This is a genomic window from Marinobacter bohaiensis (genome assembly GCF_003258515.1).
GTDB lineage: Bacteria > Pseudomonadota > Gammaproteobacteria > Pseudomonadales > Oleiphilaceae > Marinobacter_A > Marinobacter_A bohaiensis.
Map to the genome: position 1 here is coordinate 1,980,875 of NZ_QGEH01000001.1, position 18,695 is coordinate 1,999,569.

The 18,695-nt window shown below is 63.0% G+C and carries 15 protein-coding genes and 1 other RNA gene; 14 read left to right on the forward strand and 2 right to left on the reverse strand.

What is annotated here, in order from left to right; translation table 11 throughout:
* Nucleotides 1-102: 102 nt before the first annotated feature.
* Nucleotides 103-1,011 (reverse strand): D-hexose-6-phosphate mutarotase, encoded by a 909-nt coding sequence (locus tag DKK67_RS08835; RefSeq protein WP_228160552.1) that lies wholly within the window; start codon nt 1,009-1,011, stop codon nt 103-105.
* Nucleotides 1,012-1,180: 169 nt separating this feature from the next.
* On the opposite strand from DKK67_RS08835, the gene DKK67_RS08840 reads away from it, so the two are divergent.
* The 13 genes from DKK67_RS08840 (at nt 1,181) to DKK67_RS08900 (ending at nt 15,258) form a co-directional block, all read left to right on the forward strand.
* A complete protein-coding gene (locus DKK67_RS08840; protein WP_111495999.1) occupies nt 1,181-3,670 on the forward strand; it encodes an acyl-CoA dehydrogenase in 2,490 nt (829 codons plus the stop codon).
* Nucleotides 3,671-3,767: 97 nt separating this feature from the next.
* Nucleotides 3,768-4,460 (forward strand): 2OG-Fe(II) oxygenase, encoded by a 693-nt coding sequence (locus DKK67_RS08845; RefSeq protein ID WP_111496000.1) that lies wholly within the window; start codon nt 3,768-3,770, stop codon nt 4,458-4,460.
* A gap of 132 nt (nt 4,461-4,592) precedes the next feature.
* Nucleotides 4,593-4,689: signal recognition particle sRNA small type (gene ffs / locus DKK67_RS08850), an RNA gene on the forward strand.
* Nucleotides 4,690-4,880: 191 nt separating this feature from the next.
* Nucleotides 4,881-7,022: a DNA polymerase III subunit gamma/tau gene (gene dnaX, locus DKK67_RS08855; protein WP_111496001.1), complete on the forward strand. Its 2,142-nt coding sequence runs from the start codon at nt 4,881-4,883 to the stop codon at nt 7,020-7,022.
* 105 nt (nt 7,023-7,127) lie between these two features.
* Entirely contained in the window at nt 7,128-7,451 is a 324-nt protein-coding gene (locus tag DKK67_RS08860) for a YbaB/EbfC family nucleoid-associated protein (protein ID WP_111496002.1), read from the forward strand.
* A gap of 30 nt (nt 7,452-7,481) precedes the next feature.
* Complete coding sequence (gene recR, locus DKK67_RS08865) at nt 7,482-8,084, forward strand: recombination mediator RecR (RefSeq protein WP_111496003.1); 603 nt, start codon at nt 7,482-7,484, stop codon at nt 8,082-8,084.
* A gap of 49 nt (nt 8,085-8,133) precedes the next feature.
* Complete coding sequence (gene rnd / locus DKK67_RS08870; RefSeq protein WP_111496004.1) at nt 8,134-9,273, forward strand: ribonuclease D; 1,140 nt, start codon at nt 8,134-8,136, stop codon at nt 9,271-9,273.
* Nucleotides 9,267-9,554 (forward strand): YcgL domain-containing protein, encoded by a 288-nt coding sequence (locus DKK67_RS08875; protein WP_111496005.1) that lies wholly within the window; start codon nt 9,267-9,269, stop codon nt 9,552-9,554. Before rnd ends, DKK67_RS08875 begins: the two co-directional genes overlap by 7 nt.
* On the forward strand, nt 9,554-10,000 hold the full coding sequence (locus DKK67_RS08880; protein WP_111496006.1) for a YcgN family cysteine cluster protein: 447 nt from the start codon (nt 9,554-9,556) through the stop codon (nt 9,998-10,000). Before DKK67_RS08875 ends, DKK67_RS08880 begins: the two co-directional genes overlap by 1 nt.
* Nucleotides 10,001-10,369, forward strand: a complete 369-nt coding sequence (locus DKK67_RS08885) for a hypothetical protein (RefSeq protein ID WP_204355752.1) — start codon at nt 10,001-10,003, stop codon at nt 10,367-10,369.
* Between the two features lie 96 nt (nt 10,370-10,465).
* Nucleotides 10,466-13,114 carry a VWA domain-containing protein gene (locus DKK67_RS08890; RefSeq protein ID WP_111496007.1) on the forward strand — a complete coding sequence of 883 codons (2,649 nt, stop codon included), beginning with the start codon at nt 10,466-10,468 and terminating at the stop codon, nt 13,112-13,114.
* A gap of 95 nt (nt 13,115-13,209) precedes the next feature.
* Nucleotides 13,210-14,052 (forward strand): AAA family ATPase, encoded by an 843-nt coding sequence (locus DKK67_RS08895; protein ID WP_111496008.1) that lies wholly within the window; start codon nt 13,210-13,212, stop codon nt 14,050-14,052.
* Nucleotides 14,053-14,079: 27 nt separating this feature from the next.
* Nucleotides 14,080-15,258, forward strand: a complete 1,179-nt coding sequence (locus DKK67_RS08900; protein WP_111496009.1) for a vWA domain-containing protein — start codon at nt 14,080-14,082, stop codon at nt 15,256-15,258.
* A 524-nt stretch (nt 15,259-15,782) separates the two neighbouring features.
* Here DKK67_RS08900 and DKK67_RS08905 read toward each other — a convergent pair.
* Nucleotides 15,783-16,265: a MaoC/PaaZ C-terminal domain-containing protein gene (locus DKK67_RS08905; protein ID WP_111496010.1), complete on the reverse strand. Its 483-nt coding sequence runs from the start codon at nt 16,263-16,265 to the stop codon at nt 15,783-15,785.
* A gap of 564 nt (nt 16,266-16,829) precedes the next feature.
* On the opposite strand from DKK67_RS08905, the gene DKK67_RS08910 reads away from it, so the two are divergent.
* Nucleotides 16,830-18,506 carry an AMP-binding protein gene (locus DKK67_RS08910; protein WP_111496011.1) on the forward strand — a complete coding sequence of 559 codons (1,677 nt, stop codon included), beginning with the start codon at nt 16,830-16,832 and terminating at the stop codon, nt 18,504-18,506.
* The last annotated feature ends 189 nt before the right edge of the window (nt 18,507-18,695 follow it).

The window sequence follows — 18,695 nt, forward strand, 5'->3', positions numbered from 1 at the left end:
AGGTTTGCCTCGCTGTTGTGGTTGTCTGTTTTGGATCAGCCGGTTATAGGGCCGTCCGTGACGGGGGCTGACCCGTACGGTGCAGGATGCGTGCCTTCTGTGTCATTCCCGCGTCAGCACCAGTTCTGTCGTGTGCGATTGCCCTTGCATTAAACGGACGCAGTCCGGATAGGCATTGGCGGTTTCGACGCACAGCATGGTTTTCCAGGCCGCATCGGGAAAATCCGACAGCCGTTGAGCTTTCTCGGGACCCGGATTCCAGACCACGGTCGACAGACTGCCCTGGGTTTCCAGACGCGCAGTGACGCCGGGCGCCTGCACCAGGATGGGGCTGCTGCCCTGATAGATGCGATCGGTTTCACCCTCGAAACGCACCGGGCCGGATTGGGTTTTCTCGCGCCAGTCATCCAGCGTATCGGTGTAAGTGACGCCGTCGAGGCCCGCCAGTGCCGTGCTGCCGACGGCGTCGGTGGGCAGGTAGGTGTGCAACGCTTCGGTGTAGGCAATGTCGGTCTGGCCCGTGTTATGCGTGGTTAACGTCACGACGCATTGCGCCTGCGAAAAGCGGAAACGGATCTCGCCGCGCAGAGGCCAGTCGCCGTGTTCAACGGAGGCCTCTTTACCCGAGACGTCGGCCGCGTCCAGTGTCAGGGCCAGCTCGACCGAGTCTTCGGATTCGATAATGTCCTGCAGCGTCCAGGGGATGGTGCGGGCAAAACCGTGGGCCTGTGAGGATGCAATCCGGTGGGCCACCGCGGGCGGGTTCCGCGCGGGGTCGCCGAACCAGGGCCAGCACACCGGGATGCCGCCGCGAATGGCCTTGCCCGGCGTGAAGCGGGTGTCGGGGCTGAGCCAGAGCCAGTTCGATTCGCCGGTCGGGGCAAAATGGGTCAGGTGGGCACCCTGAAGAAAGACCCGAGCGCTGAATGCCGGGTGCTTGATGTCGATGGCGTCGAGATCGCCGACCGTGATCGACGTGGCAAAAATAGGCTCGGCTTTGCTTGAAGTCATCCAGATACATCCTGTGTACGCATATGCTGTCATCGGGACTGTTTGAGTCTCGGATCGATTGTGATCATAGTGGTGGCGTCCGGCACCTGGCCAGCCCTGATGGGAATTTAGGGTTACGCCAGCCCCACAGCCGGTCGTCTATACCGTGTTGGTGAAAGGAGGAGCCTGCATGAGTGTCCTGTTTCTGCTGATCAGCGCCCTGGTGCTGATTTACTTCGGGTTGGGCGGCGCCGTCGCTGCCGTGATCATGGCCGTGGCCACGCTGTTCGGCATGTACGAGGATCACTGGCACATCCTGAGCATCCTGTTCGGTGGTGCCGGCCTGGCCCTGGCCATTGTGCTGGTCATGCCCGGCAACCTGCGGCGGGACAAACTGAGCCGGCCGCTGCTGGGCTGGGTGAAGGGGCGTCTGCCAGCGCTTTCGGACACCGAGGCCGAGGCCCTCAAGTCCGGAAGTGTCGATTGGGATGGCGAGCTTTTCTCAGGTCGCCCTGACTGGTCCCGGCTGCTCAATACCACCCACGCACACCTGACCGAGAAGGAGCAGGCCTTCGTCGACGGCCCGGTCGATACCCTGTGCGGCATGCTCGACGACTGGCAGATCACCAACGAACTCTATGACCTGCCCAGGGAAGCCTGGGATTTCATCCGGCAGGAAGGCTTCTTTGGTCTGGTGATTCCCGAGGAATTCGGTGGCAAGGGGTTTTCCGCCACGGCTCACTCGGAAGTCGTGATGAAGATTTCCACGCGCAGCGTCTCTGCGGCGGTGACGGTGATGGTGCCCAACTCCCTGGGGCCCGGCGAGTTGCTGATGCATTACGGCACCGACGAACAGAAACAGCATTACCTGCCGCGCCTGGCCAAGGGTGAGGAGATCCCGTGCTTCGCTCTGACGTCGCCTGTGGCGGGTTCCGACGCCGGCGCCATCCCGGACAAGGGTATCGTCTGCCGTGGGCAGTGGAATGGCGAGGAGGTTCTGGGCCTGAAAGTGACCTGGAACAAGCGCTACATCACGCTGGCCCCGGTGGCGACGCTGATTGGGCTGGCAATCAAGGTCTATGACCCGGAAGGTCTGATGGGCGGCGATGAGGACCTGGGGGTGACCTGCGTGATGATTCCCCACGACCTGGACGGCGTCCACCACGGGGCCCGGCATCTGCCCATGAACACCGTGTTCATGAACGGGCCCACCTGGGGCGAGGATGTGTTCATCCCGTTAAGTCAGGTCATCGGCGGCGAAGGCATGGTCGGCCAGGGCTGGACGATGCTGCTGGAGTGCCTCTCCATCGGCCGTTCCATCTCGCTCCCGGCGCTGGGTACGGGGGCCGGCAAGCTCGCCAGCCTGACCACCGGCGCCTATGCCGGCATTCGCGAACAGTTTGGCCGCTCGATCAGTCATTTCGAAGGCGTGCAGGAGGCCATGGAGCCCATCGCCGGCTACACCTACATGATGGATGCGGCGCGACTGCTGACCTCCGGCATGCTGGACCGGGGCGTGCGGCCCGCGGTGCCGTCGGCGGTCCTCAAATACCGCAACACCGACCTGATGCGCAAAGTCATCAACAACGCCATGGACGTGGTGGCTGGCCGGGGCGTCATCACCGGGCCGCGCAACTTCCTGGCGCGCGCCTATCAGGCCGTGCCCATCGGCATCACGGTAGAGGGGGCCAACATTCTCACGCGCAGCCTGATGATCTTCGGGCAGGGCGCGATCCGCTGCCATCCATACATCGTTCAGGAAATCGAAGCCGCCGGCATGGACGACGAGCGGGAAGCCGTGAACGCCTTCGATGACGTGTTCTATACCCACATGGCGCACACCACCCGCAACGGCCTGCGCACCTTCGTGTTGGGGCTCAGCCAGGGCTGGCTGGAGCCGGTGCCCGGCCGGGGCGGTTTACAGCGCTACTATCGCCAGCTGGCGCGTTTTGCCTCCGCCTTTGCGGTGCTGACCGACGTCACGCTGCTCACCATCGGTGGCGGGCTCAAGGCCCGGCAGCGGCTGTCCGGCCGCATGGCCGACTGTCTGGTAGCGCTGTATTACGCGTCCGCGATCATCAAGCAGTGGCACGAGGAAGGCTATCCGGAGGACAACCGCTCGGTTGTCGAATGGGGGCTGCAGCGCTGCCTGTTCGATTTCCAGACCAGCATGAAGGCACTGGTGGAGAATTTCCCGGTCAAGGCGTTGCGCTGGCCGCTCAAGGTACTGGTGTTCCCGACCGGTGCCCGCCTGAGTCCGCCGGACGACCGGTTGGGTGAGCGCGTGGCGCTGTCCATCGTGCGCGACGGTCCCATGCGTGAGCGTATCGTGCGCGGTGTCTACCGGCCGGAGAAACAGAACGATCCGGTTGGACGCGTGCTGCACGCCTATCGTCTGGCCAACGAAACCCGCGACACCCGGGATCGCCTGAACGACGCCATCCGCAAGACCGATCCCGATGAGCTGCAGGATATCGAGATGCTCATGGCTCACCAGCGGGACGAGCTGGTGGATTGGGCAATCGACAAGAACTACGTGCGCGAAGACGAACGTGAGGCCCTGCTTGAAGCGCTGGGTGCCCTGTACGACGTCATCCGGGTCGATGCCTTCGACGGCGACGCTATCCGCTCCCTGGCGGAGTGCGCTACCGGCAAGCTTCGGGAGATCGAGCGGCCCTGATCCGTAGGCAACATTGCTTATCGGTAGGTCGGATAAAAAGCGGGCGGATCGGCGGGTTTCGTCGTAAACTCCGCCGATCTACCGTGAGGAAACTGCCATGTCCGAACTGCCGTTCGACGCCGCTGAAGCCAGGGATTTGCTGGCCGGCCGTCCACCAGCCAACCTGGATCTGTGGCTGGATGACGTGGCCGGGCAGTTGGCTGAATTCGGCTGGACGTCCCAGTCATTGCTGCCGCACCTGTCGACCGAGACCCTGTCGGCCTTGCGCCAGGAAGTGGAAACCCTCAATCGGACCGAGGCTCTCGACCGGGCTGGGGTGGGGCGGGGCAAGGATCACGCCCACGACCGTTCGGTGCGGCGCGACCGCATCGCCTGGCTCAATGGCGAGACCGTCGCCCAGGGTGACCTGTGGCGCTTGCTGAATGCGCTCCAGCAGGGGCTCAACCAGCGTCTGTTCATTGGCTTGAAGCGATTCGAATGCCATTACGCCACCTACGGGGCGGGCGATTTCTATCGTCGTCACCTGGACAGCTTCCGTGGGCGTTCGTCGCGCATCGTCAGCCTGGTGCTGTACCTCAACGACGACTGGCGGCCGGAAGACGGCGGGCTGTTGCAGATTTACAACCGGGAAAACCCCAACGAGATCTGCGGCAGTGTCTTGCCTGAAGCCGGGCGCGTGGCGCTGTTCATGAGCGAGGATATTCCTCACGAAGTGCTGACCGCCCAGCGCACGCGGTACAGCATCGCCTGCTGGTTCCGGCGTGACCCGATCCAGGGCCTGGCACTGTAGATTGGTGTCCGGTAGATCAGGGATTACGCGGCTGGGCCCGATTGCCTGAAAAAGTCGTTGATGCGCCCGAAGGGGCCTGATAACATGCGCGCCGCATCTGAGGGGAACACCCCCGGATCGATATGGTGGCTCCGCTGGTGCCTCCGCAACGATAAACCGTGAACCCGGTCAGGCCCGGAAGGGAGCAGCCGCAGCGGTGGACTTGTGTGCCGGAGTGTCGCTGGTGGAGCCACCCCCAGTTTTCCTCCCCTGTTTCTCCTATTCCTGATGTATCCAGCGTGCTTGCGATGGTCGATTCGTTGTGCCTGATCGCGCGGTTTCATGCGTGTCATCAGCGGCTTTGGCGCGCCGGCGTTCCTTCTTATCAAGGGCTGTCCATGCTATCGTTAAGCCCGATTTAAACCGGACGTGACGCATTCGATGAGCTATCAGGTTCTGGCCCGGAAATGGCGGCCAAAAACGTTTCAGGACATGGTGGGCCAGGAGCACGTGCTCAAGGCACTGGTGCACGCACTGGACCACGAACGGCTGCACCATGCCTATCTTTTCACGGGTACGCGGGGTGTGGGCAAGACCACCATCGGTCGCCTGCTGGCGCGCTGCCTGAACTGCGAAACCGGAATCACCTCATCGCCCTGTGGCGAGTGCAACACCTGCCAGGAAATCCTCGGCGGGCGCTTCGTCGACCTGATCGAGATCGACGCCGCCTCCCGTACCAAAGTGGAGGACATGCGCGAGCTGCTGGACAACGTCCAGTACGCGCCGACACGCGGCCGCTTCAAGATCTACCTGATCGACGAAGTGCACATGCTCTCCAACTCCAGTTTCAACGCGCTGCTGAAGACGCTGGAAGAGCCGCCCGATCACGTCAAGTTCCTGTTCGCCACCACCGATCCGCAGAAACTGCCGGTGACGATCCTGTCGCGCTGCCTGCAGTTCAATCTCAAGCGGATGACGCCGGAGCACATCGTCAGCCATTTGCACCACGTGCTCGAACAGGAGCAGATCCCGTTCGAGGATCCGGCCCTGTGGCTGCTGGCCCGCGCTGCGGACGGCAGCATGCGGGACGCCCTGAGTCTGACGGACCAGGCCATCGCCTTTGGCAACCAGAAGCTGGCGGCGAGCGATGTCAGTGCCATGCTGGGCACCATCGACCAGCGCGACATCCAGAAGATCGTGGGCGCCCTGGTCAAGGGTGACGGCCCGGCCATGCTCACCGAGGTGAACCGGATCGCCGAATTCTCGCCGGACTATGCGGTGATCCTCAGCGATCTCCTGTCCCTGTTCCATCGGGTGACGCTGGAGCAGGTGGTGCCGGGCAGCGCCGACAACGCCATGGGCGACGCGGACCAGGTCAAATCCATCGCCCGTGAAGTCAGCGCCGAGGATGCCCAGCTTTTCTATCAGGCCGCGCTGATCGGCCGCAAAGACCTGACCATCACGCCGGACGCCCGTATGGGCTTTGAAATGGCGCTGTTGCGGATGCTCACCTTCCGCCCCGGTAGCGAGCGGCGCGATCCGCCGACCATCCGCTCGCAGGGCCAGGGTGCCTCGGACGAGCGCAGCGGCGCCCAGGAAGACTCCGAACCCGCGCCTGCGCCGGCGGCACCAGAACCGGTACCCCAGCCCTCTGTACCCGAATCCGCTGCACCCGAGCCGGCGAGTCCGCGCCAGGAGGCCCCGGCACCACCGGCTGACAACGCGGGGGCGTCACAGCCGGAACCGGCCCCGACACCGGAGCCGCAAGCGGCAGCGCCCGCGGCCGGCGAAGGGCACTCGGCCGGTGAAGCGCCCGCAGCCGGTGAAACGCCGGCGGCCGATGAAGATGAAAAGGAGCCTGAGCGGGGCGATCCGGCTCCAACTCAGGCACAGGCGGATGCGCCTGCGCCTCAGCCGACTCCCGAGCCTCAGCCGCAGAGCGGCCCCGAGGACGTTCCGCTGAGCGCCTATGATGATCCGTCGCTGACCTCAGGCGATTACGACGAGTCGATGTCCGTGGACGCGGCGCCACCGGCGTCCAATGAATCTGAGGCGCCTCCTGAGCCTAAGGCGACCCCGATGCCGGAGCCGGGTCCCGAGCCTGCGCCAGCTGCGGCCGAACCTGCCAGGCTAACTGCGACGGCGGCCATCGAAGCTGGTGATGCCGCCGCCGCGAACGAGGAAACGCGGGCGAGCGTCGACCCGGCCGAGTTTGAATGGCAGCGGGATTTCCGGGTGCTGGGACTGTCCGGCATGGCCGGCAACCTGGCCAGTCAGGCGGCGTTCCGGCGCGAGGGCGCCAGCGTCGTGTTGACCCTGGATTCCGGTCATGCGCGTCTGCTGACTGAGCGTCATCGGGAACGCATCGGTGAGGCGCTGAACGCGTTTTTCGGCGAGTCGCTCAAGCTGACGGTCGAGGAAGGGGAGTCCGGCCCGGAAACGCCGGCGGCTTTCGCCGAGCGCGCCCGGGTGGCCCGGCAGCAGGCCGCCGAGGCGTCCATTGCCGAGGACCCGATCGTACAGAATATTGTGCAGCGCTTTGACGGCACGATTGTCGAAGGCAGCATCGAACCCGTGAAATAGGCGTGTGTCTAAGGAGCTGTACCGCGGCTCCGGGTTGAAATCGGCGCCTTCATGCCGCATTCAATCCATCAGCACCGGAAACATTCGAAGACCGAGGTATCTGTCATGATGAAAGGTATGGGCGACCTGATGAAACAGGCCCAGCAGATGCAGGAAGAGTTCAAGCGCATGCAGGAAGAGGCCGCCAAGGCCGAGGTGACCGGCGAAGCCGGCGCGGGCCTGATCAAGGTGACCATGACCGGTCGCCACGACGTGCGCAAGGTGGACATCGACCCGTCCCTGCTGTCGGAAGACAAGGAAATCCTGGAAGACCTGCTGGCGGCCGCCGTCAACGACGCGGTGCGCCGTGTCGAGGAAAGCCAGAAGGAACGCATGTCCGGCATGGCGTCGGAAATGGGCATGCCGCCCGGATTCAAGATGCCGTTCTGAGGCGCACGGACTCCATCCTGAGGAACTGTAATGGCATTTAGTCCCCTGGTTGACGAGCTGGTCGAGTCCCTGCGCTGTTTGCCCGGCGTGGGCCAGAAGACGGCTCAGCGTATGGCCTTCCATCTGCTGGAACGTGGCCGCGACGGTGGCGAGCGGCTGGCGGGCGCGCTGCAGAACGCCATGAGCGGCGTGCGCCGCTGCGAATCCTGCCAGAATTTCGCCGATACCGAGCTTTGCAACCTGTGCGCCAATGAAAAGCGCCGCACCGGCACCCTCTGCGTGGTAGAGAGCCCATCCGACCTGCTAGCCATTGAGCAGGCCGGTTACTACGAAGGCAGCTACTTCGTGCTGATGGGCCACCTGTCGCCGATCGATGGCATCGGGCCGGAAGAGATCGGCATCGAGCGCCTGCTGCGCCGCATTCGCGACGAGGGCGTCAAGGAGCTGATCCTGGCCACCAATCCCACCGTCGAGGGTGAGGCCACCGCGCACTACATCGCCGACCGGCTGGACGGCCAGGACGTGCTTATCACCCGGCTCGCCCATGGTATCCCGGTCGGTGGCGAACTGGGTTACGTCGACGGCTTCACCCTGGGTCATGCCTTCCGCGGGCGCAAACCCCTGGCGGAATGACCCCGCGGTCCTTCATGTCTTTGCCTACCCAATCCGATAAGGATGTCCCATGACCCAAGCAAGCCATGTACGCTGGATCGAATCGCCGGCGGAGCTGGACCAATGGCTGGCGGCCTCGCCGGACCAGCCGCTGTCCCTGGATACCGAATTCGAACGGGTCAGCACCTTTTTTCCCATACCCGGGCTGATCCAGGTCGGGCTTAGCGACGATCTGCGCCTGGTCGAGCCGTCGGTTGCCGAGGCGGCGTCCGGTTTCCGCGCCTGCATTGGCGATGATCAGCGCCCGAAGTTGCTTTACGCCATGAGCGAGGACCTGGAGCTGTTCCGTCACTGGCTCGACCTGGAGCCGCAGGGCGTGCTCGATCTGCAGCTGGCCTGCGCGCTTGCGGGGCTCGGTTTTTCCGTGGGCTACGCCAAGCTGGTGGAGCAGCTGTTCGATGTGGCGATCGACAAGTCCGCCACACGCTCCGACTGGCTGGCGCGCCCGCTGAGCGAGGCTCAGTGCGCCTATGCGCTGGAGGACATCCGCTACCTGGCGCCGATGTACGAACAGCTGCGCGAACGCCTGGAAGCCCGCGATCTGTATCAGGCGTGGCGGGAGGAAAGTGCCCGTTTCGCCGCCGACCTGTCCGCCCAGACCGAGCCCACCGACTACTACCTGCGCATTCGCGGTGGCTGGCACCTGAAAGCCCAACAGCAGGCCGTCCTGCGCGAGCTGGCGAACTGGCGGGAAGCGGAGTGCCGTCGCCGCGACCGTCCGCGCAACCGGGTTTTGTCCGATAACCTGCTGATTCGCGTCGCGGAGCGCATGCCCACCAGCAAGGGTGGCCTGGCGGCCGTCGAGGAAATGCCCCCGGTGGTGGTTCGCCGTTACGGCGACACCCTGCTGAACCTGGTGGAGCAGGGCAGGTCCGCCGATGCAATTGCTGATAGAATTGAACCGCCCCTGACCCGGGACGAGCAGGGCCTGCTCAAGCAGGTCAAACGCCTGATGCGGGGGGTGGCGGAGGCGCGATCCGTGCCGATTGAGCTGCTGGCGCCGCGTCGCCGTATCGAGGCCTGCATCCGCCGCTGGCACCCGGACGACGAGGCCGCCCGCTTCTTCCTGGAGGGCTGGCGCGGCGAGTTGCTGGCGCCGGTCCTGGATGAAGTTTCGACCGTACTAGAATCAAGAGCACAGGAATCATGACACGAGAGTTTGTATCGGTGTTCGCCAGCACCCGCAAGCAGGACACTTACCTGTACGTCCGGCGCGGTCAGGTCTGGGATGACTTGCCCGAACCCCTGCGGGAGATTTTTGGCGTTCCCCGGCACGCCATGGACCTGATCATGACGCCGGAGCGCAAGCTGGCCCGCACCTCCGGCGCGGAAGTACTCAAGGCCATCGAAGACAAGGATTTCTTCCTGCAGATGCCGGAAGAGCAGGACGCGTACATCGTTGAGTTCAAGCAGCAACTGAAGAAAGCGTAATGATCGCCGCGATTCCTTTCTGGCAACGTAAGCGTTTCGACGAAATGTCGCGCAACGAGTGGGAATCGCTTTGCGACGGCTGCGGCAAGTGCTGTCTGACCAAGCTGGAAGACGCCGATACCGGTGATGTCTACTATACCGATCTGGCGTGCCAGTATATGGACGGCGATACCTGTCAGTGCACCGTCTACAGTGAACGTCAGGCGAAAGAACCGGACTGCATCGTGCTGACACCGGAGTCGGTATCGTCCTTTCACTGGCTGCCGCAAACCTGCGCCTACCGCCTGCTGGCGGAAGACAAGCCACTGCCGGACTGGCACCCGCTGGTTTCCGGCGACCCGGATTCGGTACACCGGGCGCAGGTGTCGGTGCGACAGCGTACGGTTTCCAACGCAGCCGTCGATGAGGACGACTGGGAAGAACACATCATTCATTGGGTACTTTAAGTGATTGAACAACCGATCGGAGTGGATGCACAGGCCCAGGCGGCCTACGTCATTTTCTGGGCCGTGTACGCGGTCGGATTCCTGATTTTTCTCTATCTCATGGGGCGAGGCCTGAAGCGCCTGCCGGTCTATGGCGTGCGCACGCTGATCCTGGCCTGCCTGGCGGTGCTGCTGCTGACGCCGGTGCAGTCCCCGGAAGTGGTCAACTGGTGGATCCCCGCCTGGCTCCATGGCGGCTACGAGTCGATCCTGGGCAATGCCGCCGAGGCGACCCGGGCGTTCTCCAACATGACGTTGGTGGCGGCCGGCGTGTTCGTGATCTGGATTCTCGACCTGGTCCGAGTGCGCATCTGGCGGCGCGAGGCCTGATCGTTGTCCGGCCAGCGTCGTTGTGGTCTTTTCTGACGCCATGGGGATAGGCTAACCTGCGTCGATCCGTTTTCAGACACGACAGATAGCCCAATTATGACGAGTGTTTTTCGATTTCGCGCCGCTGCAATCCTGCTGGCGATCTGCCTTTGCGTCGTCGCCGGCGTAAGCCGAGCCCAGCAGGCCTCGGCCGATACACCCCAGTTGCCGCCCGCGAAGGACGTCCGGATTGTCGTCGACATCTCCGGCAGCATGAAGGACAGCGACCCGAAAAACCTTCGGCAACCCGCGGTACGTCTGCTGGCCCGGCTGCTGCCGGATGACGCCCGCAGCGGCGTGTGGACCTTCGGCCAGTACGTCAACATGCTGGTGCCGTCAGCCGAGGTGTCGCCCGATTGGCGGGATACCGCCATCGAACGGTCCAGCCGCATCAATTCCGTGGCCCTGCGCACCAACATCGGCGAAGCGCTGGAAGTGGCCAGTGACGATTTCTATGGCGACCGCCGCTTCGATAACACCCACTTTATTCTGCTGACCGATGGCCGCGTCGACATTGCCGCGGACGGCCAGGCCAACGCCCGCGAGCGACAGAGAATCCTCGACGATGTGGTCGATCGCATCCGTTCCCGGGGTGCCACCATTCACACCATCGCGCTGTCGGAAAACGCCGATACGGCGTTGCTCGAGCGGCTGGCGGTGGAAACCGGCGGTACCTTCTCCGTCGCGCCCGATGCCGATGCCCTCAACCGGGTCTTTGCCGAGACACTGAACGCCGCCGCCCCGCAGCCGGAAGTCCCGATTCGCGACAACCGCTTCACCGTCAGCGACGACGTGCAGGAGTTCACCGCCCTGATCTTTCACGAAGAGGCGGATCAGCCACTGGCGCTGGTCGCGCCGGATGGTGAACGACTGACCCGGGCCTCCGGTGCCGCCAACCTGCGGTGGTACCGGGAGTCGCAGTACGACCTGATTACCCTGACTGAGCCCGCCGCCGGCGAGTGGCGGATCGACGGGGATCTGGGCGAGCAGTCGCGGGTAACGGTCGTCAGCGACCTGCGCATGGCCGTGTCGCCGCTGCCGAGCTTCTTCTACACAGGCCAGCCGGTGGCGGTGGAAGCGGCGTTCTATGAGAAAGAGCAGCCCATCACCAATCCCGATTTCCTGGGCGTTCTCGATGTGTCATTGACCCTGGCTACCCAGGACGGCCGCTCCGGCACCAAGCCCCTGTCTGGCGAGACGCCGCCGGCCGACGGGGTCTATTCCGACAGTATCGAGAAACTAAGCCAGCCCGGAACCTACGATCTGACGCTGGTGGCCGACGGCAAGACGTTCTCGCGCCAGTTCCATACCCGGATCGCTCTGCGTCCGCCGGTGAGCGTGACCGTCGAGGGCGAAGGCCAGGGCGCGAGCAGCCGATACGAACTCACTATTCGTCCAGAGCATCCGGGCCTGGAGCCGACCAGCGCGCTGGTCGGGGTACGGGTATCGCCGCCCGGCGCTGGCGGTGATGCCGGTTTCGATACGGTGCCTTACGACGCCGAGCGAGGAATCTGGCACAAGACCATCGAAGCGACGGCCGGGGACGGGGACTACAGCGTTGACGTCCGTTTCCGGGCCGAATCCGATAATGGCCAGGACCTGAACTACGCGCCCGGCTCGTTCCAGGCGGTGTTCCCGCGTCAGGGCGACGATGAAGTGGCCTATACATCGCTCAGCGCCGAGACGGTGACGACGCCGCCCGCGCAATCCCGAGGCGCCGGAGCTCCAGCGCCGTTGCCCATCGGTGCGGATTCGGAAGCGGCCGGGACGGGTGAGCCGGAAACAGCCGGGCAATCGGCTGACCAGGCGGCCGCGGACAGCGCTTCCGGCGATCAGGTCACGGCGCCAGATCAGGCTTCGGCGCCGGACGCCGGCGACACCGCGGAGTCCCCGCCGGCCATTGACCTGCCGATCGACACCTCCCAGGTCGAAACCCCGGCGCTGGAGCCCGTCGGCGAAGCCGATGAGGAGACGGATGGCCCGGAGGCGGAGCAGGACATGACGCAGGACGAAGGCGACGAGCCGTCCATCCTCGCTGCGGTGCCTCTGTGGGCCTGGGGCACCGGCGGAGGAGTGGCCGCGCTGGCGGCCATCACCGCTCTGGTGATGCGTTCCCGTCGTCGTGCCGGCGACGAGGAACCGGAAGGCGATTCAGCGGCGGGAGACGCCGTCGCGCCGGAGAACGAGGAGATCGACGAAGACGCCGCCGTCGCGACCGATGAGGGCGACGAGGAAGAAGGCGAATCGTCCGAACCGCCGCTGATGGAGACGCCCGAGCCGGAAGAACCACAACCGGCGGAGGAAACGGCGGCGCAAGAGGTAGCGGACTCCGAAGAACCGGATGACGGCGTGCCCACGCTCGATATCGCCGAGGAGCCCGTCGAGCCGGAGGAAGTTCCCGTCGTCGATGCCGTCGAGGACAGCGACGACGCGCCTTCCGCAGAGGCGGACGAGCCGATGGACGATATCGAGCAGTTCCTGGAGGAGGCGCGCCGGGACGAGGCTGACCTGGCGGCGGGCGAGGACGACATCCTGGCCGAGGATACGGGGGAAGAGGACAGCGACGATTACACGCTGGAGGATTTCGACCTGTCGGACATCGATGATGACCTGCCCGGGGATGATGAGTCCTCCGGGGAATCCGCGTCGCCGGACGAGTCGCCCGAAGACGACCAGGATGAAAAAGACGACAACAAGAAAAACTGACAACGCCAGCCGGGCCGGATACGACAGGGCCCGGTGGTCTGACCGGATTGAAACCAGAATAACCGGATCAATAACAGCGAGAAGGACAGACACCCATGAAATTTACCGGTACCGAGAGTTACGTCGCCACCGATGATCTGCAGATGGCGGTCAATTCAGCCATCACCCTGCAGCGCCCCCTGTTGATCAAGGGGGAGCCGGGCACGGGCAAGACCATGCTCGCCGAAGAGCTGGCCGCCGGCGTCGGCGCGCGACTGATCACCTGGCACATCAAGTCCACCACCAAGGCGCAGCAGGGCCTGTACGAATATGACGCCGTCTCCCGCCTGCGCGACTCCCAGTTGGGCGATGAAAAGGTCAAGGACATCGGCAACTACATCGTCAAGGGCAAGCTGTGGGAAGCCTTCGAGGCCGAAGACCAGGTGGTGTTGCTGATCGACGAGATCGACAAAGCGGACATCGAGTTTCCCAACGATCTGCTGCTCGAGCTGGATCGCATGGAATTCTTCGTCTACGAGACCCAGCAGCAGGTCAAGGCGAAGAAGCGGCCCATCGTGGTGATCACCAGTAACAACGAGAAGGAACTGCCGGACGCGTTCCTGCGCCGCTGCTTCTTCCACTACATCAGCTTCCCGGATCACGACACCATGAAGCAGATCGTGGACGTGCATTTCCCGGACGTGCAGCAGGAAGTGGTGCGGGATGCGTTGGAAGTCTTCTTCGATGTGCGCAAAGTGCCCGGTCTGAAGAAGAAGCCCTCCACCTCCGAACTGGTGGACTGGCTCAAGCTCCTGATGGCGGACGAGTTGTCGGCGAAGATGCTGCAGGAAAAGGACACCTCGTCGGCGCTGCCGCCGCTCTACGGCGCGCTGGTCAAGAACGAACAGGACGTCCACCTGCTGCAGAAACTGGCCTTTATGGCGCGTCGCCGGGGTTAATGGCTCGGCCTCTGGAAGGAGGACACTATGCTGATTGATTTTTTCATGGAGGTGCGCCGCGCCCGGGTGCCGGCCAGTCTGCGTGAATACCTGGACCTGATCGACGCACTGCAGCATCGCCTGGCGTTTGCCGATATGGAGGAGTTCTATTACCTGGCGCGCCTGTGCCTGGTGAAGGACGAGCGCCATTACGACAAGTTCGACCGGGCCTTCGCCACCTACTTCAACGGCATCGAGAATCTCGACGACCTGATGCAGCAGCTGATTCCCGAAGACTGGCTGCGCAAGGAGTTCGAGAAACAGCTCAGCGAGGAAGAAAAGGCGAAGATAGACAGCCTCGGCGGCCTGGAAGAGCTGATCAAGGCGTTCAAGGAGCGCATGGACAACCAGAAGGAGCGCCACCAGGGCGGCAACCGCCAGATCGGCACCGGCGGGACGTCACCCTTCGGTGCCTATGGCTACAACCCGGAAGGGTTCCGCATCGGCCAGGACAAGGGGCGTCACGGCCGCGCCGTCAAGGTGTGGGAAAAACGCGGCTTCCGTGACCTGGACGACAGCATCACCCTGGGCATCCGTAACATCAAGGTGGCGCTGAGACGGTTGCGTAAATTTGCTCGACAGGGCGCCGCCGACCAGCTGGATATGGACGACACCATTCGCTCCACGGCCCGTAACGCCGGCTATCTGGACCTGAAAATGGTGCCCGAGCGTCATAACGCCGTCAAAGTACTGATCTTCTTTGATGTGGGCGGCTCCATGGATCCGCACATCCGGGTGTGTGAGGAGCTGTTCTCGGCGGCGCGCCTGGAGTTCAAGCACATGGAGTACTTCTACTTCCACAACTTCATCTATGAGAGCGTGTGGAAGAACAACGTGCGCCGTCTCAACGAGACCACGCCGACCTGGGATGTGCTCCACAAGTACACTCCGGACTACAAGGTCATCTTTGTCGGCGACGCCAGCATGGCGCCCTATGAGATCTCCCATCCCGGCGGCTCGATCGAGCACTGGAACGAGGAGGCCGGCGCGGTCTGGTTCCAGCGGGTGCAGGAGCATTTTCACAAGGTCGTCTGGCTCAATCCGCTGCCGGAGAACTACTGGGGGTCCGGCGGTTCCATCGGCATGACACGGCAGTTGGTGGGGGATCACATGTATCCGCTGACCATCGACGGCCTGGAGAATGCCATGCGCTACCTCAGCAAGTAATTCCGCAGCAAAGTCGTGCTGCAGCAAGTAGTGCCGCGTGCCCGGGCATCGGCGGCGGGCCCTCGTGCCTATCCGTCGCGGGCGCAATAACAACGGGCATAAAAAAAGCCGATGCGGTTGAGGCGCATCGGCAAAGCTCGGCATATCGAACGGTTTACCCTTCAGCGAAGAATTACACCGCACCCAGGCCAAAGCACGGCCTTTGCCAGCCTTCTATAAAATCATAAAAAACAGGTGAGTAGATAAAACCCGCCTAAGCCGCCAGGGCCCATCCACACCTTCGGCGGACGCATGTGTAAATCACGTCGACATTAGCCGCCGCCGACGGCTGTTTCACTCCGGTTCCGGATGCCGTCTGGTATCAAATTTGGTGACCGGTGCGCCTGAACGGCCGTGGAAACGACGTGATCGGGCCCGGCCGGGCAGGCTGAGGGACAACTGTCGCTGATTTTTACATTGGCTGTTCGCGGCCGTTTCCCTTGCCGGTGAGTGGCTTTCGGGACGGGCAGGCCGGTTAGCGCCGGCTAATCCGGCGCGTTGCCAATCGTGATCGTGGGGAGCTGGGGTTTGGGGAGGGCGAGCTTCTCCGTTGGCGCCACGACGCGGGCTTCGCCGACGACAACCTCCTCGTCACGCTGGTTGGTGACCCGGCAGTCGATGCGCAGACGGTTGCGGCGTTCCTTGCTGGTGACCGTCAGTTTGACGGTCAACGTATCGTCGAGCCTCACCGGGCGTTTGAAATTCAGGTTCTGTTCCAGGTAGATGGTTCCGGGCCCGGGCAGAACGGTTGCCAGGGCCGCCGAAATCAGCGAACCGCTCCACATACCGTGGGCAATACGCTCCTTGAACAGACTGTTGGCGGCAAAGATCGGATCCAGGTGAACCGGATTCACGTCACCGGAAACGGCCGCGAACAGCACCAGTTCCTCCTCGGTCAGGGAACGGGTGTAAGTGGCGGAGTCGCCCTCCTGAATCTCGTCGTAAACGATGTTTTCCAGATACTCCATGAGTGTGTCCTTTCCGGCGGTTCCTTGCTGAGCCTTTGATGAGCTCCTGAGTCTCGCCAGCTTAGCAGGGTTTCGCCCGCATCGTGAGCCGTCGCCGCTCCGCCCGATCGGTCGGCCTGGCGGGGCATGGCTTGGACGGATCCCGGCTTTTATGCTTCTTTGAATACCGGACGGTCGTCGATTGTCCCACCCCGTCGGGCGATGGATTGGCAGAGCAAGCTGGACCGGGCGATACAGTGGTCCGGCATCGCCGGATCCGATTTCCCGCCCGACGGCCGGGTGGGCCAGATGGCACTGCAGGGATGCCCGGTGCAGGCCGCGTGTCTACCTCATTCCGGGGAAAACTGGTATTCTCTCGACACTTTTTGAGACCCTTTGCTGTCGCTGGATCGGATCGCTGTCACTGTCGGCACACCAGCGGGCGGACGCGGGCACAAAGAGCACAAACAGAAAACGATAAAGCGAGAAGAAATCAGGCGTTGCCGGGCCGTTTCCTACACCGGTAGCGACAACTGATCGAGTCAGTCACTACAAACATAATTGCAATAAACAGGAGATGGTGTGATGGATTTGGAGCAGTTCTATCAGGACAAGTATCCGCCCGGCGTCACCAACCAGATCGATCTGGACAAGTACGAAAGCATGCTCGATGTGTTCGACACCGCCGTCCGGAAGTTCGCCGACCGTCCGGCCTTCAGCGCTGTTGGCGTCACCCTGAGCTATCGGGATCTCGACACCCAGTCCCGCAATTTTGCCGCCTGGCTCCAAAACAAGACGAACCTCAAGCCGGGCGACCGGATTGCGGTCCAGATGCCCAACGTGACCCAGTACCCGGTCATCGTTTTCGGTGCCATGCGTGCCGGCCTGATCGTCGTCAACACCAACCCGCTGTACACCGAGCGGGAAATGGAACACCAGTTTAACGATTCCGGCGCCAAAGCCCTGGTCGTCCTGGCCAATATGGCGGACAAGGCCGAGAAGGTTCTGCCGCACACCGGCATTGAGCATGTGATCGTGACCGAGATCGCCGACATGCACAAACCGCTCAAGCGGATGCTGATGAACGCCGCGGTCAAGCACCTGAAGAAGATGGTGCCGGAATACAATCTGCCCAACGCCCACAGCCTGCCGCGCGTCCTGTCCGCCGGTGCCAAGTGCAAACTGACGCCGGTGCAGGTCAAGAAAGACGACATCGCCGTGCTGCAGTACACCGGCGGCACCACCGGCGTCGCCAAGGGTGCGATGCTGACCCAGGGCAACCTGGTCGCCAACCTGCTGCAGACGCGGCCGATGATGGAAGACAACGTGGAAGAGGGGCAGGAGATCGTCATCGCTCCGTTGCCGCTCTACCACATTTATTCGTTTACCCTGAACTGCGGCATCATGCTGGAGTCCGGCGCCCACAGCGTGCTGATTCCCAACCCGCGTGATATCCCCGGCTTCGTCAAGGAACTGAAGAACCACAAGTTCACCTCGTTCCTGGGGCTGAACACGCTGTTCGTCGCCCTGTGCAACAACGAGGAATTCAAGGCCCTGGATTTCAGCGCCCTGAAGATGACCGCCTCCGGCGGCATGGCCCTCACCAGCAGCACCGCCAAGCTCTGGAAGCAGGTCACCGGCTGTGAGATCACCGAAGGCTACGGCATGACCGAAACCTCACCGGTGGTCACCTTCAACCCGCCCAGCGCGATCCAGCTCGGCACCATCGGCCTGCCGATCTGCGGGACGCAGATCAAGACCGTCGATGAGGAAGGCAACGAAACTCCCATCGGCGAGCCCGGTGAACTGTGCGTCAAAGGTCCGCAGGTGATGAAGGGGTACTGGCAGCGTCCGGAAGAGACCAAGAAGTCTTTCACCGACGACGGTTTTTATCGCAGCGGCGATATCGCGCTGATCCAGGAAGACGGCTACATCCGCATCGTCGACCGCAAGAAGGACATGATCATCGTCTCCGGCTTCAACGTGTTCCCGAACGAAATCGAGGACGTGGTGTCCAGCCATCCGCAAGTGGTTGAGTGTGCCGCCGTTGGTGTGGCCGACGAGAAGAGCGGCGAGGCGGTGAAGGTGTTCTTGGTGAGCAACTCGCCGGAGCTGAAGGAGTCCGAGCTCAAGGAATTCTGCCGCGAGCGGCTGACCGCCTACAAGGTGCCCAAGTTCTTCGAGTTCCGCGATGAGCTGCCGAAAACCAACGTCGGAAAAATTCTGCGCCGCGAACTGCGTGACGAAGCGACAGCCAGCTAAGTCGCTATCCGCCGTCTCTAATAACCCTGTCCCGGTGATGGCCGGTGACAGGGTTTTTTGTTGAGGGGTAAGGTGTTCCCGAGCAGCCGGGTTCGAAAGAGTCTGGTAAGGTAAACCCGTTTTCATCGAATTCAGCAGCCCACCTTTTTAATGAGCAAGACGATTTCACCCGATAACGACACAACACTG